12 protein-coding genes and 1 pseudogene are annotated in these 13,827 nt (G+C 53.9%); 8 read left to right on the top strand and 5 right to left on the bottom strand.

Annotated features, from left to right (window positions below; all coding sequences use genetic code 11):
• A pseudogene (locus CMI59_RS16850) lies at positions 1–209 on the top strand (protein dehydratase); the annotation flags it as partial.
• A 260-nt stretch (positions 210–469) separates the two neighbouring features.
• On the opposite strand, the gene CMI59_RS16845 reads toward CMI59_RS16850, so the two are convergent.
• The 3 genes from CMI59_RS16845 to CMI59_RS16835 form a co-directional block, all read right to left on the bottom strand.
• Positions 470–739: a response regulator gene (locus CMI59_RS16845; protein WP_015068647.1), complete on the bottom strand. Its 270-nt coding sequence runs from the start codon at positions 737–739 to the stop codon at positions 470–472.
• A gap of 292 nt (positions 740–1,031) precedes the next feature.
• Positions 1,032–1,949, bottom strand: a complete 918-nt coding sequence (locus CMI59_RS16840; RefSeq protein ID WP_293329385.1) for an SDR family oxidoreductase — start codon at positions 1,947–1,949, stop codon at positions 1,032–1,034.
• A 98-nt stretch (positions 1,950–2,047) separates the two neighbouring features.
• Positions 2,048–2,677, bottom strand: coding sequence for a hypothetical protein (locus CMI59_RS16835; RefSeq protein WP_118845425.1), 630 nt, complete (start codon positions 2,675–2,677; stop codon positions 2,048–2,050).
• A 173-nt stretch (positions 2,678–2,850) separates the two neighbouring features.
• On the opposite strand from CMI59_RS16835, the gene CMI59_RS16830 reads away from it, so the two are divergent.
• The gene (locus CMI59_RS16830) at positions 2,851–3,537 is read left to right on the top strand and encodes an SDR family NAD(P)-dependent oxidoreductase (RefSeq protein ID WP_118845422.1); all 687 of its coding nucleotides are present in this window, start codon (positions 2,851–2,853) and stop codon (positions 3,535–3,537) included.
• Position 3,538: 1 nt separating this feature from the next.
• Here CMI59_RS16830 and CMI59_RS16825 read toward each other — a convergent pair whose 3' ends face one another.
• Entirely contained in the window at positions 3,539–4,171 is a 633-nt protein-coding gene (locus CMI59_RS16825) for a TetR family transcriptional regulator (RefSeq protein ID WP_293329384.1), read from the bottom strand.
• Positions 4,172–4,281: 110 nt separating this feature from the next.
• Here CMI59_RS16825 and CMI59_RS16820 point away from each other — a divergent pair, with 110 nt between their 5' ends.
• From CMI59_RS16820 to CMI59_RS16810, 3 genes are all read left to right on the top strand, one after another.
• Positions 4,282–5,547, top strand: a complete 1,266-nt coding sequence (locus tag CMI59_RS16820) for an efflux RND transporter periplasmic adaptor subunit (RefSeq protein WP_162898083.1) — start codon at positions 4,282–4,284, stop codon at positions 5,545–5,547.
• Between the two features lie 10 nt (positions 5,548–5,557).
• Entirely contained in the window at positions 5,558–8,722 is a 3,165-nt protein-coding gene (locus CMI59_RS16815; protein ID WP_118845416.1) for a multidrug efflux RND transporter permease subunit, read from the top strand.
• 317 nt (positions 8,723–9,039) lie between these two features.
• The gene (locus CMI59_RS16810) at positions 9,040–10,374 is read left to right on the top strand and encodes an MFS transporter (RefSeq protein ID WP_293329383.1); all 1,335 of its coding nucleotides are present in this window, start codon (positions 9,040–9,042) and stop codon (positions 10,372–10,374) included.
• A 65-nt stretch (positions 10,375–10,439) separates the two neighbouring features.
• Here CMI59_RS16810 and CMI59_RS16805 read toward each other — a convergent pair whose 3' ends face one another.
• Positions 10,440–10,655 (bottom strand): hypothetical protein, encoded by a 216-nt coding sequence (locus tag CMI59_RS16805; RefSeq protein WP_363102555.1) that lies wholly within the window; start codon positions 10,653–10,655, stop codon positions 10,440–10,442.
• 213 nt (positions 10,656–10,868) lie between these two features.
• Here CMI59_RS16805 and CMI59_RS16800 point away from each other — a divergent pair, with 213 nt between their 5' ends.
• Genes CMI59_RS16800 through CMI59_RS16790 form a run of 3 tightly spaced genes read left to right on the top strand, consistent with a single transcriptional unit; the run spans position 10,869 to position 13,583 of the window.
• Positions 10,869–11,897, top strand: a complete 1,029-nt coding sequence (locus tag CMI59_RS16800) for a DNA-binding protein (RefSeq protein WP_293329382.1) — start codon at positions 10,869–10,871, stop codon at positions 11,895–11,897.
• A 14-nt stretch (positions 11,898–11,911) separates the two neighbouring features.
• On the top strand, positions 11,912–13,078 hold the full coding sequence (locus CMI59_RS16795; protein WP_293329381.1) for an AAA domain-containing protein: 1,167 nt from the start codon (positions 11,912–11,914) through the stop codon (positions 13,076–13,078).
• A complete protein-coding gene (locus tag CMI59_RS16790) occupies positions 13,071–13,583 on the top strand; it encodes a hypothetical protein (RefSeq protein WP_293329380.1) in 513 nt (170 codons plus the stop codon). The genes CMI59_RS16795 and CMI59_RS16790 overlap by 8 nt, the downstream gene beginning before the upstream one ends.
• Positions 13,584–13,827: the final 244 nt, after the last annotated feature.

Raw genomic sequence — 13,827 nt, 5'->3', positions numbered from 1 at the left:
TGAAATTTGGTCCTATGCTTGGAGCTCACATGGATGTAAAGTTCACAGCACCGATAAAACCCAATACAATCTACACTATGAATTGGGTTGTACAGTCAAAGGAGTATAAAAAGAGTCTCGGCGGTACAATTTACGCCAATGCGGGTACTATTATCGATCCAGCTGGCAATGTGACAGTTAGAGCAAACGCAAGCATCATCCTCTACTAGAACTATTTAGAGGGGTGTTGATTGCTAACCCGAAAACGCCCCTCAAGTTTACTTGTTATTATTCGTTCTGAAAATTCAGATGCCGTTGAAGCAGCGATGACAAAGCATATCTGCGGCTCAACTACTGTCCATGCTGATGAAAATGCCGCTTATGATGTATTGAGTGCATACTAAAATAGTACCGACTAAACACACCAGTCAATTGATCTACATGTATCAACTCTCGATATGTTTCTAATTGTTTTGAAGTATTCAAGTGTTTAACAAGTCATTGTTGAAGAGTTGAGAGAGATAGTGGCTTCTTTAGGAAGTCGGTAGCGCTCAATACCATTGATGTCTGGTAAGTAAACATCTAGCACAATGATATCTGGTTTATACAATTGGCAAAACTTAACTGCACTTTTACCGTTTGCAACAATACGGATTTTCTTTAATGCTGTGAGGTTGTTTGATATAAGTTCAGAAGTAATGGCGTCATCTTCAACAATCAGAAGTTGACCTGCGAGTAGCTTATTTACATCTTTAGACATGTGGACACCTCACAACTTTGTCTACTAGTAGTAATAGTCTTGGCGATGTCTACCATTAGTCAAAAGACTATTTCACTGTACGCGCAGTTATTGCTTGAACAAGCATGAGGGTCATTCTCACAGCAGAAGCTTTTATCATTTTAGTTATCTATGCCTATTTTTAATTATTTGGCAGTTTTTCGAAGAATTCACAAAAAGCGCGTTCATTTGGCCGTCATCATTCTGATGCCGATTTCGAGGGGATGGGCGCAAAACCCCTTGATCAAGTCAAGCCGCGTGCCTGCTTGAGTTCTTATTTACTTTTTGCAGCCGCACGTGCAGCATCGCGGCGTTGAATGACTTCCGGTACGCCGCCCAGATGAAAGCTGTTAAACGCCGGATTGGCTTTGCCTGTGCCGACTTGCCAGATGCGGCGCGCATTGGGCGCTGCACCGTCGATTCGAATACAGGATCCTGAAATGAATGAGGCAGCAGGGCTGCACAGGAATACCAGAGCACCAGACACCTCTGCTTCCAAACCCAGTCGTTGCAGGGGTATGGTTTTGTCCAGTTGCATGATGGTTTGCTTCATGGGTTCGGGGTAAGTGTCCATGCCGCTTGATGCGATGAAGCCGGGAGCTACCGCGTTCACTCGCACGGGTGCCCATTCATTGGATGCCGTTTCCGAAAAGTTCAGCATGCCCGCGCGTGCGGCGCCGGAGTGGCCCATGCCCGGCATGCCATTCCACATGTCGGCGATGATGTTGGTAATGGACATGTCTGCCTCGCCCAAATGCAACATCATGTATTGGTTGAATACTTCACGGGCCATCAGAAAGCCGCCGGTGAGGTTGTTGCGCACCACGGTCTCGAAGCCTTTGCCGCTGATCATGTTCAAAGGGGAAGGAAACTGGCCACCCGCATTGTTAATGAGGTGGTTGATTTTGCCGTGTGCGGCCAGCACATCGGCCACGGTTTCCCTGACTCGGTCTTCTTCGCGAATGTCGCAGCTGTGCAGTGAAATTTTGACGGAACAGGTTTGCTCGATCTCCGCTTTGACGGTTTCGAGTTTTTCCATTTTGCGACCGACCAGTGCAAGGTCGGCACCCAGGCTGGCCAGTTCATGTGCGGTGCAGCGACCAATGCCCGAGCCGCCGCCAGTGACCAGCACGGTTTGGCCTGCAAATAGATTTGGGCGGAAAACGGACTGAAAGCTGTTCAAGAGATTCACCTGTAAATTGTGCGTGCAAAGTTTATTCAAACGGTCGTTTGAATTTAAGCACGCTTTTTTGGGTCGTGCCCTTGCAAAACACAATTCACAGGAGATTTTTAGCGCACGCTGGCGTCGGCAAGTCGAACATTCTGTGGTTTTGCAAACAGCTGGGCGGCAAAAGCAATGGTGTGGGCCTGTAGTGCCTGAGAGCTGTCGTGTTCAGGGTCACGGTTGGAGAAGTCGGTTCGAATGGATTTCACGCGTTTGAAGACCACGTCGTAATACTCAGGGGCCACTTTTTGAACATAGGCCAAGCCGACCAAATCGGCCAGTGTCTCTTCGAAATGCATATTGTTCTTGAATTGAACACCCAAATGCTGCTGCAGCGCCTGCCTGGCGGCAACGCGTTTTCCCTTTTCCGACATCAGGCAGTGGGTCAGTTCGTGGGCAGAAGTGAATGCAAGGAATGCGGATTCTGAACCCTCGTGGCCAGTGTCGAGAAAATGCGACCACACGCGCTTTGCATCGGCATGCTGGTTCACATGCAACACACAGGCTTTGACTCCGCTGTTCGTCAGAAACGGTGACGGATTGTTCATGGTGCTTTTGCGTACATGGATCCGGCCGGTGTCGATGGAATACACTTGGGCGAACTGGTGGATTTCGGCCTCCATGGCCGCCGTGTCGGGCAGACTGGCCTGGGGGGTGAAGAGACTGACCAAACCAAAAAACAGACCGTTCCACATGACATGCTCCAACAATTTGCGGGTATGTCTTGTGAACGGCAGCTTGGTACCTGTTCAACATTGCACCAATGCGTTGCCCTTAAAGGGGGTATTCAAAGCGGGCGGGGGCATGAAACAGGTGGGCTCATGTCAGAATAGTCAAAAATTCAACTTCATGGCAGGAGATATTTCTTATGAACAGCAGTCCAGTGGCGATCATCACCGGTGCAGCGGGCAATCTGGGGCAGGCGGTGGCCGTGCATTTGGGTGGTTTGGGATATCGCCTGTTGTTGATCGATCTGAATCAACCAGATTGGGACGGCGAAACGGATGCGGTGTCGATTGGCAATGTAGACCTGACCCTGCCCGAGCATGCTCAGGAAGTGGTGAATCAGGCCTGGGAATATTTCGGCCAGATTGACGCAGTGGTCAATATCGCCGGTGGTTTTGCATGGGAACGGCAGGCAGAGAGCAGCCTGGACACCTGGAACGCCCAGTACGCCATGAATGTGCAAACCACAGTGAACATGTGCCAGGCCATATTGCCCCAGTTCCAGGACCAGCAAGGTGGCGTGATTGTGAACATTGGCGCGGCTGCGGCCGGCAAAGCGGTCGAGGGCATGGGTGCTTATGCGGCTGCCAAGTCGGGTGTGTTGCGTTTGACCGAGGCATTGGCGGCGGAAAACAAACATTTGGGAATTCGCGCCAACGCAGTGTTGCCCAGTATTCTGGACACACCAGCCAATCGGGCTGCCATGCCTGAGTCGGACCCCGCAGATTGGGTCACCCCTGAATCATTGGCGGGCGTCATTGCATTTTTGTTGTCAGATGCCGCCCGCGACATCAATGGTGCGGGCATTCCGGTCACGGGCAGGGTCTGAACTATTTGCGGTTGACCAGTCCGTGCAGGTAGTTGTCGATCGTGAATTCGGCCTGTTCCATCAGGTCGAACAATTCCGGGCTCAGCACGTAGTTCGCGAACAGGCCGTCAATCAGTGAATGAAGACCAATCGCCGCCCGTCGGGCATTGGTGCTGGCGGGTAATTCACCCTTGTCAATGGCCGCCTGGAAATCAGTTTCAATGGTCTGCAGGCAACCTTGAATCGTTTCGAGGTGCATGTCGCGGATGGGCAACATGTCATCAACCATCTCTGTTTTGTGCATCACGATGTCGAAAACCCGTTGAATCTGTGGGTTTTCCGCCAAGGTGCGAACCACATGCATGGATCGAATTCTGAGGTAGGCCAGGGGTTGCTGCTCGGGGTGCAGGTCGTGTGTGGCGATGAATTCATCCATTGGTAATATGACGCGCTGTAACATGGCGTCAAACAGGTCGGCCTTGTTCTTGAAATGCCAATAGATGGCGCCCCGTGTCAGATCGGCTGCCTTGGCTATATCGTTCAGCGTGGTTCGTGACACTCCTTTTTCTGAGAAAACGGTCTCTGCCGTGTCCAGAATCAGATTGCGTGTTTCCTGCGCTTCTTCCTTCGTTTTTCTTACCACAATTGTTGTCACCAAAATTTGAAAAAATATTTACATACACTCGTGTATGTATGTATTATCTGACTTCTCGGTCAGTAAATCAACCCGAAAAATTCCCACAAGGATATAACAGGGCACATATCATGCACAGCAACTCATTGAATTCAAAGCAAACTCAAGCTTCCCCTTACAGTCGCGCATTTGCAGGAGCCACCCTTCTGCCTTCGCTGCTGGTGACCGTTTTGTCCAGCGTTTTGTTGCTGGGTTGTGGTCAGGGCGCAGACGCCCAAGCCCCCGGAGGTCCCGGTGCCGGTCAAGCCGCACCAGTTCCGGTGGTTGAAGTGAAAACAGAACAACTGGAATTAACCTACGAATACCCAGCCCAAATTGCGGGACTGCGCGAGGTTGAAATTCGCGCCCGTGTGGCCGGTATTATCGAACGCCGACTGTTCGAAGAAGGCGGTCGTGTGAAGAAAGGCCAATCTTTGTACAGCCTGGACAACGCACCGTACCAAACCGCGTTGGCCCGCGCTTTGGCTGATGAAAATGCCGCCAAGGTTCGTGCTGCGCAGGCTGAGCGTGATTACAAGCGCGTGATGCCACTTGCTGAGAGCAAGGCGGTTTCGCAGTCAGAGCTGGATGGTGCCCAATCCGCGTTTGAAGTCGCCAAAGCAGATTTGCAAGTGGCTAGTGCGGCTGTTCGCACTGCACGCCTGAACCTTGATTACGCCAAAGTTGAATCGCCGGTGAACGGATTTGCAAGCCGCTCCCTGTATTCAGAGGGCAGTTTTGTATCTGGCCCTTCCGAGTTGTTGACCACTGTCACCCAGATTGATCAGGTGTATGTGAACTTCGGTATTCCGGAAAAAGACCATGAGCAGTTGCGCAAAGGCGTGGCCAGCGGTGCCGTCTCAATGCCCGGGGGCGATTTGGTGGTCGAAGTACTGGGTGCCGACGGCAAGCCCATGGGTTTTAAAGCCAAGCTGGGCTTTCAGGATGTGCGCGTGAACCCGGCCACGGGAACAGTGGATGCCCGAGCCGTGCTGGTCAATGACAAAGAAGTGCTTAGCCCTGGGCAGTTTGTGCGGGTCCGCGTAAGCGGTGCGGTACAAAAGGATGCCGTGTTGTTGCCACAGCGCGCTGTTCTTGAAAATCCGGAAGGTGGCAAGGTCGTGATGACTGTCAGCCCCGAAAACACGGTGGCACCCCGACCTGTTCAGGTTGCGCAGTGGAAAGACGACCAATGGGTGGTGACTGACGGTTTGGTGGCAGGCGACAAAGTGATCACCGACGGATTCATGAAAGCGCCCCCGGGAACCCCAGTACAACCCGTGATCGCTGGTGCCAACAACCAGCCTGAAGCAGCAGCGCCGGCTAAAGCCGCGCCAGCCACTGAGCAGAAGCAATAAGGGGTAAAACATGTTTTCGAAATTTTTTATCGACAGGCCTGTGTTTGCGGCCGTGTTGTCGATTTTCATCATGCTGGCCGGCTTGGCCGCCATGCGTGGTTTGCCGATTGCGCAGTACCCTGAAATTGCGCCGCCGGTGGTTCAGGTTCGTGCCGTATACCCCGGTGCTTCCGCTGAGGTGATTGCCAGCACTGTGGCTGCACCCATTGAGAATGCGATCAACGGGGTGGAAGACATGATGTACATGAGTTCAACTTCGGCCAGCAGTGGCGTGGTTGAAATCATGGTGACGTTCGAAATTGGCACTGACCCGGACCAGGCCGCGCTGAACGTGAATAACCGTGTGAAACAGGTTGAAAACATTTTGCCGCAGGAAGTACGCAGGCAGGGTGTGACTGTGAACAAGGGTTCTTCGTCGTTCCTTCAGGTGTTGGCGTTCTATTCTGAAGACGGTCGGTTTGACGACTTCTACACCTCGAATTATGTGACCTTGAACGTGCTCGACCGCATCAAGCGGATTCCCGGCACCACCAACGTGCATATTGTCGGTGCGAAAGATTATGCCATGCGCATCTGGATCAAGCCCGATCGCATGGCCCAGTTAAAACTGACTGCGGGTGACATTGCTGCCGCGTTGAATGAGCAAAACGCACAGTTCGCGGCGGGCAAGGTGGGGCAAGCACCCAACAACAATGGCCAGGAACTGGTTTACACCGTGACTGCCCAAGGTCGTCTGAGTGAACCTGAGGAGTTTGAGAATATCCTGATTCGCGTGAATCCGGACGGCTCCTCACTTCGACTGAAAGACGTGGCCCGTGTCGAGTTGGGCTCGAAGGACTACGACTTCACAGGTCGTATCAATGGCAAGCCAGCCACGCTGGTAGAAGTATTCCTGCAGCCGGGTGCCAACGCGCTCGACGTGGCTCAGAATGTAAAAAACACGGTGGATGAAATTGCTGCGGACTTTCCGGAAGGTCTTGATTACGCAGTGCCTTATGACACCACGCGATTCGCGGAGGTGTCCATTCGTGAAGTGGTGAAAACGCTGGTCGAGGCGATGATACTTGTGTTCATCGTGGTGTATGTATTCTTGCAGAACTGGCGCGCCACCTTGATTCCGATTGTGGCCGTGCCTGTTTCATTGCTGGGCGCATTTGCAGGGCTTTATTTGCTGGGTTATTCCATCAACACGTTGACATTGTTCGGCATGGTGCTGGCCATCGGTATTGTGGTGGACGACGCCATTGTGGTGTTGGAAAACGTAGAACGGATCATGCATGAAGAGGGCTTGGGCGCGCGCAAGGCGGCGATCAAAGCCATGCAGGAAGTAACCGGCCCGGTGATTGCAATCGTGCTGGTACTTTCAGCGGTGTTCATTCCAATCGGTTTCCTGGGCGGCTTGACCGGTGAACTGTATCGTCAGTTCGCCATCACCATCGCCATTGCTGTGATCGTATCCGGCATTGTCGCGTTGACATTGACCCCGGCCCTTTGTGTGCTGCTGCTCAAGCACGAGCACAAAAAACCAGGCAAGTTTTTCACCGCATTCAATAACTGGTTTGCGCGGGTAACGACCAAGTACGTGGGTGGCGTGAAATTCATCAGCATGCGTCCAGCCATTGGTATTGGTTTGTTTCTGGTGATGCTGGTGGTCACTGCTGGTTTGTTCAAGGCCACACCGGGTTCATTGGTTCCTGATGAAGACCAGGGCTATTTTATTGCGGCCGTATTTTTGCCCGATGGCGCAACACTTCAGCGCACCGACAAAGTGGTTGCCGAGGTGGTGGATGCAGTGGCCGCCAACCCCGCCAACGAGTATTCCTTGGCGTTTACAGGCTTTGACGTCCTGGGCGGCAGTTTCAAAAACAACGCGGCCACCATGTTCGTAACCCAGCGCCATTGGGACGACCGCGAGGCTGTGACCACTGATTTGGTGGGCGAGTTGTTTGGCCGGACTGCGGGCATTCAGGAAGGGTTGGTGCTGGCTTTTGCACCACCACCCATCTTCGGTTTGGGCAATGCCGGTGGCTTTGAGTTCTATATTCAAAACCGTGGCGAAGGCGGCCCAGCCGAGCTGGCCAAGGTGATGAACGCCTTCATGGCCAAAGCCAATGCAGACCCGCGCCTGGCTGGAGTACAAACATTGTGGCGCCCCGGCACGCCTCAGCTATATGTGGATGTGGACCGCGAACGTGCCCGCGCAATGGGCGTGAACGTGAATGAAGTGTTCGACACCCTTGCGGCCAGCATGGGTACCTACTATGTGAACGACTTCAACAAATTCGGTCGTACCTGGCAGGTGTTGATGTCGGCGGATGCGCAATATCGCAAAAGCCCGACTGACATTGGCAACATGTATGTGCGCTCGAACACTGGCGAAATGATCCCGATTTCGGCCTTTGCCAAAGTAGAGTTTTCACAAGGGCCGGAAACTTTGGAGCGTTTTAACAATCTACCTGCTGTAAAGCTGTTGGGCAGTGGTGCACCAGGCATCAGTTCAGGCGAAGCCATTCAGGCCATTGAGGACATTGCAGCCGAGGTGTTGCCGGATGATTTCAGCTACGACTTTTCTGGTGCCTCGTTTCAGGAAAAGCGTTCTGAAGGTTCTTCCAGCTTTGCGCTGGTCTTGGGTGCGCTGATGGTGTTCCTGATTCTGGCTGCCCAGTATGAAAAGTGGACCCTTCCGTTTTCGGTGCTGCTGGCCATGCCGTTTGGCTTGTTCGGCGCGCTGCTTGCGGTGTGGATGCGCGACATGACCAATGACGTGTATTTCCAGATTGGTCTGGTGACGTTACTAGGTCTGGCTGCGAAGAATGCGATTTTGATCGTGGAATTCGCGGTGCTGAAGCGTGAAGAAGGTATGAGCGCCCTTGACGCTTCTCTGGAAGCGGCCCGTTTGCGGTTCCGTCCCATTTTGATGACCTCGTTTGCGTTTATTCTGGGCGTTGTTCCGTTGGCGTTCTCCAGTGGTGCTGGTGCAGGTGCACGCGCCGCTGTAGGTACCGGTGTAATGGGTGGCATGACCGCCGCCACATTGCTGGCCATTTTCTTTGTGCCCCTGTTTTACCGCTTGATCGATCGCAGTGAAAAAGGTGGACGACACCATGGTGATGAAGAGGAAGCAAATGATTCATCCAATCAACAATCAACAAACAAAGGGGGCGAGCATGTTTAAAGCCCTGCCGAAAACCGCAATCGCCTTTTTCTGGACGAGCTAGGAAACTACATCGGTGCAAACCACACCGGACGGCGGTAACGGGGGTCAAGCGTCACTGGAGCTGGCACCACCGTTCACTGCCTGTAGGGAGCACAGAAGGAGGGCGGATTTCCCGCTCCTTTCCACGTCACCCATGAAGATGCCCAAATGCTGGTTATATAGGGCATACCGACGAGTCGTAGTATTGGATACGTATTACCGGCTGCTGGTGAACGGGCATGCCCCCATGCGATTGAAGCGGGGACACAGCAAGCAGCCTGTACGGATTTCTGCATATGATTGACATTCTGGGGAACCGTACCTACCGGCACCTATTTTTCGCGCAGATAGTGGCTCTGGTAGGAACTGGGCTGGCCACCGTCGCCCTGGGCCTGCTGGCCTACGAGTTGGCAGGCCAGGATGCCGGCGCCGTGCTGGGGACCGCGCTGGCGATCAAGATGGTGGCCTATGTGCTTGTCGCGCCACTGGCGGGCGCCTATGCCAATCGCCTGCCGCGCCGCGCCTTGCTGGTGGCACTCGACGTCGCCCGATTGACGGTGGTGCTGTTGCTGCCGTGGGTCAATCAGGTTTGGCAAATCTACGTGCTGATCTTTGTGCTGCAGAGTTGTTCGGCGGCCTTCACGCCCAGCTTCCAGGCCACCATTCCGGAGGTACTCCCCGAGGAAGACGACTATACCAAGGCCCTCTCGCTGTCGCGGCTGGCCTACGACCTGGAGAACCTGCTGAGTCCGGCCTTGGCGGCGGCCTTGCTGGCCGTAGTCACCTACCACGAGTTGTTTCTGGGCACTGCTGTCGGCTTTCTGGGGTCGGCCCTGCTGGTCGTTTCAGTGGCGCTGCCGCAGGCGCCGGCAGAACCATTGAAAACGAGTGTCCGGCGCAAGCTCACCAGCGGGGCGCGTATCTATCTCGCCACGCCGCGCCTGCGCGGGCTGCTGGCCCTCACCCTGGCCGCCGCGGCTGGCAGTGCGATGGTGATCGTCAACACGGTGGTGATCGTTCGTAGCGGGCTCGCGCGACCGGAGAGCGCGGTCGCCATTGCCTTGGCAGCGTTTGGCGCAGGCTCAATGCTGATGGCGTTTGTATTACCCAAGCTGCTGGAACGCCGCTCTGACCGCAGTGTCATGCTGGTGTCCGGCGCCGTGCTGACTCTGGGCCTGGTCGGACTTGCCCTGATCTGGTCAGCGCTGGCGGTGGCCGCTCGTTGGCCGGCGATGCTGGTGGATTGGTTTGTGCTGGGGATGGCGTACTCCGCGCTCGTGACCCCCAGCGGACGCCTGTTGCGCCGGTCATCTCACGAGGTCGATCGCCCCGCACTGTATGCCGCGCAGTTCTCCCTGTCGCATGCCTGCTGGTTGCTGGCCTATCCCTTGGTCGGCTGGCTCGGCGCCAGGGCCGGCATTCCCAGCGCACTATGGGTCATGGCGGGGCTGGCTGCCGTCGGCGTAACAGCGGCGCTATGGCTGTGGCCGAAGGACGACAACGAGCGCCTGCACCATACCCACGACGCATTGCCGGCAGATCATCCGCATTTGCTCGAGTATGGCCCAGAGGGTCAACACGCTCACACCTTTGTCATTGACGACCTGCATACCCGCTGGCCCACTCGTTAAGTAACTGCCTGATGGAGTCTGCTCAAGAATCGGAAAAACCATATGCCAAGCCTTGTCGTACAAGCTCAGCGCCATGATTGACGTGCCAAGTGGCGCAACCCCAGTCCCTGGCCAATAGGCGCGAACAGCTTCACGTCATCAGCAATGACCCGGAGCCAAATCAGGGCGGTTGCCACATAAACGCCACCATAGTCTGGGTAGACGCGATGGCTGATGCCTGATGCCTGGGCGTAACATGACAGCCAGACGAACTGCGCCAATCTCATCGCTGCCAGGTTCATTTGCGCTCCGCACTCCGCCAGTTGGTCCAGTGGACTGGCTTTCATCTCCCTGTACTGTTTTTCCTGGCTGGCAGCCGCAAAACCGGTCTTACACGGGATAACGCCCCATTATCCAATATTATAAATACCTTAGAATCCCGTACATCCTGAGTTATATTTAGTATGTATATACATAGTACATACTACGGTATTAAATAATCAGGGAGACGCATCATGGCTCGGGCCGGCCTCAACAAACACCTTGTGCAACAGGCGCGCGATGCCATCCGGGCGCGGGGCCAGCACCCCTCGCTGGATGCCGTGCGCATCGAGCTTGGCAATACCGGCTCCAAGACCACCATCCACCGCTATCTCAAAGAGCTGGAAGAAGAGGAAGGCACCCGCCTGGACGATGCCGGCCTGCTCAGCGACACCCTCAAAGAGCTGGTGGGGCGCCTGGCGGCCCGACTGCACGAAGAGGCCCACGCCATTGTTGCGCAGGCTACCTTCCAGCACACAGCCCAAGCCCAGCAGCTGCAAGCTACTATCCGGGAGAGGGAGCGCACCCTGGATCATGCTCGGGAAGAGCATGGCGCCACGCTGGCCATGCTGGAGGCGGAACACGCTGGCCATAAGACCACCGTCGCCGCGCTGGAGCAGGAACGCCTGAGCGGACAGCGCCTGGAAGAGCAGATCCGCGGCCTGGAGGCTCGCCTGCAGGAGGGCGAGGTCCACCGGCAGTCCCTGGAGGAAAAGCACCGCCATGCTCGCGAGGCCCTGGAGCATTATCGGCAATCCGTGAAAGAACAGCGCGAGCAGGACCAGCGCCGGCATGAGGGCCAACTGCAGCAGGTCCAAGCGGAGTTGCGCCAGTTGCAGCAGACCCTGGTGGTGAAGCAGAGTGAAGCCACCCAGTTGAACCGCGACAATGAGCGCCTGGCCACCGAACTGCGCGATGTCCAGCGCCAAGCCCATCAGCAGGAGCGACTGGCTGCTCAACTGGAGCTGGCTCTTAAGACCACCCAGGGATCATTGGTCCAAATCGAAGGCCTGGTCGAGGCATCCCAGCAGGAGATAGCGACACTGCGCGCCACCGAAGCGGCACTACGGTCGGAGCTGCATGCGATGGCGAGCGAAAAGGACAAACTGGCGGTTCTGCTGGAGGATACGGACATCGCTCGCATCATTCAGGCGCGTCGCAATGGAGAGACCGTAAAGGTGATCGTAACGGACCTAGAACCAAGTCCAGATGCCGTCGGCTGACGGCGGAGCAATACATGGCAGAGAAAGATTGTTATAGAACAACTGGTTACGACACTTTAGGCCCATTTTCGCACGAATCCCGGCCGACCCTCAAAAGGGTGGGTATCAGCTCGAACTCCCACAAGGCAATCAACAATTTATTGGTGGGAACAGCCAGATACTGCATAGACGAGGGTATTGAGGCTTTCTTCGGTTGTACGAAAGATACTGATGATGAAATTCAGGCGTTGGGAATTTCGGTACTTCAGAACAAGGACATTGCAAGCTATACCAGACAGGCTTGCGTCATTGGCACCACGGCTTGGGGTTTCTCCAGGGATGATCTACAGGGACAGTTCGATTACCTGTTCGTTGATGAAGCTGGACAAGTCTCAGTGGCCAACCTCATTGCTATGAGTCGTGCAACCAGCAACATTATCCTCATGGGTGATCAGATGCAGCTAGGGCAACCGGCGCAAGGAACCCATCCGGGGGAGAGCGGCCTGTCCACGCTGGACTATCTGCTTCACCACACCCCAACAATCTCTGAAGACCGAGGTGTGTTCCTGGAAACAACCTATCGGATGCACTCAGCGGTTAACCGGTTCATTAGCGAGGCCATCTACGAAGGAAAACTGCATTCTCATCCAGATAATGACAAGCAGGTAATCAAGGTTCCTATCGATTATACAGGTGCGATAAATAAGGAAGCCGGTGTCATTTTTATTCCGGTTGAACACGAAGGGAATACGCAAGCCAGTGATGAGGAAGTAGAAGCCATTCAGCACGCGGTCCAGGATATATTGGGTCGGGTATTTTGCGATAAGGGCGGTAAAACGCGCCCGATCGGATGGGATGACATGTTGTTCGTAGCGCCCTACAACTTTCAGGTTAATAAAATACGTGAAGCATTAGGGCCAAATGCCAAAGTGGGCAGCGTGGATAAGTTTCAGGGGCAAGAAGCGCCGGTAGTATTTTTCAGCATGTGTGCCAGCGACGCCAATGACTCTCCACGCGGTATGGATTTTCTCTTTGATAAGAATCGGATCAACGTTGCTATCTCCAGGGCTCAGTCTTTGGCTGTCATTGTTGGCAATCCGTCACTGGCTAATAGTACGGCGAACAGTGTGAGCCAGCAGGCCAAGGTCAATATCTTCTGCCAGCTCCTACATTTATCGCAGATGGTGGAAAGCAATGCCTGACGTAAATAGTCTCAAGCTGAAATCCCAGTCTCCAAAGAAAGTTAATTCGGCTGTCAGACGTTTGCTTTCTGAATTGCAATTGCCCGAGAAAAATATTCAGTTCCTGAAGTATAAAAAGCCAGATCACTTCAGGCCTGAGTCAGATAATTGCCATTTTAATGTTTTGGTTATGTGCAATTATCATGGGGGCGGGGTCATTCATGGATGGATTATAAGCCAGGATACGAAGAATGACTTCATAGAAGCTCAGTTCCATGCTGTTTGGAGTCATCCAGATGGGACGCTGGTTGATATAACTCCTCGTAAAGATGGCGAAAAGCGATTGATGTTTGTTCTTGATGAACTACGACAAATAGAACTGAGTGATCATGAAGGCACACCTGCTATTATCAGTTATGACAACGTTAGAATACATCGCGGGATTACAATTTCAGGTCTTCAGAGGATAAAGATTGTACCCCAATCAAGTTTTATCTACGATCACGGCCTAGCCATAGCTAAATAGACAGCCCGGTTTAATCCGGTCTCTCAATTTTAATCCACTCTGCTGAGACCTCGGTATTGCTGGTATTGCAGTTGTATCCCTTGGGAAAAGAGGAGTTAATCTGGTACTTATTCTCAATCGCCTCCAGAAGGGTTTGGAGCATATAGGACCAGCGGGGGCATTTGAACGAAAACCTACGGTTTTGAATCCTGTGGCACCCTCGAAACCGTAGGTTTCCGTCAGATAGCCGCTAACCCGGCATTTG

It is taken from the genome of Parvibaculum sp. (assembly GCF_002684405.1).
GTDB lineage: Bacteria > Pseudomonadota > Alphaproteobacteria > Parvibaculales > Parvibaculaceae > Parvibaculum.
The sequence above is the reverse complement of the archived record's forward strand: the minus strand, read 5'-3'. Positions and strand labels throughout refer to the sequence as shown.